General features: G+C 67.9%; 1 protein-coding gene. It reads right to left on the minus strand.

Going from position 1 to position 742, the window contains the following annotated elements:
• On the minus strand, window positions 1–463 hold a 463-nt coding region (locus tag QJS33_RS31290), incomplete at its 3' end, for a hypothetical protein (protein ID WP_306371679.1).
• Window positions 464–742 lie beyond the last annotated feature (279 nt).

A 742-nucleotide genomic window follows, 5' to 3' on the forward strand; every position in this document is an offset into this window, starting at 1 on the left:
CGGTCATCACGGTAACCGCCCTCACGACGGTCACCCCCACGGAAACCACCCCGGTCGTCACGGCGGTCCCGGTCACCACGGAAACCACCCCGGTCATCACGACGGTCCCGATCACCCCGCTGAACACCACGGTCATCACGCCCGCGGTAACCACCGCGGTCATCCCCCCGGTACCCGCCACGGTCATCACGGAAGCCGCCCTCACGACGGTCACCTCCGCGGTATCCGCCCCGATCGTCGCGACCACGGAAACCACCACGGTCGTCCCCACCGCGATAACCGCCTTCGCGGCGGTCACCTCCGCGGTATCCGCCGCGATCGTCGCGCCGGTCCCGGTCACCCCCGCGGTCATCACGGCCCCGGTAACCACCACGCTCCCGGTCTCCGCCGCGGAAACCACCGCTGCGATCATCACGGCCGCGATCTCCCCGGTAGCCGGAACGGGAGCGGGAGTCGTCACCACGTCCCCGACCGTCAGACGCGCCGGAGCGGTCACCGCTGTGCTCGTTCGCTCCGGAGTCCTGGCGGTCTCCCGATCGGCTGTCCTCAGTCATCCAACCCGTCCGTCAACAGTCAAAAGCGCTGCCACTGAGCAGTAGCAGCGCATCAAGTATTCGTGTCCTCCAGCTTACGTCATGGAGCAGATGCGGACCGCCAAAGTCCGAGTGCTCAAAGTCCCAGCCCTGCGGAAAATGCCAGCTCTCGCGGCCGCCAACACGGTCATCTTCCCCGCCCGCCCCCA

This window comes from Nocardiopsis sp. CC223A (assembly GCF_030766825.1).
Lineage (GTDB): Bacteria > Actinomycetota > Actinomycetes > Streptosporangiales > Streptosporangiaceae > Nocardiopsis.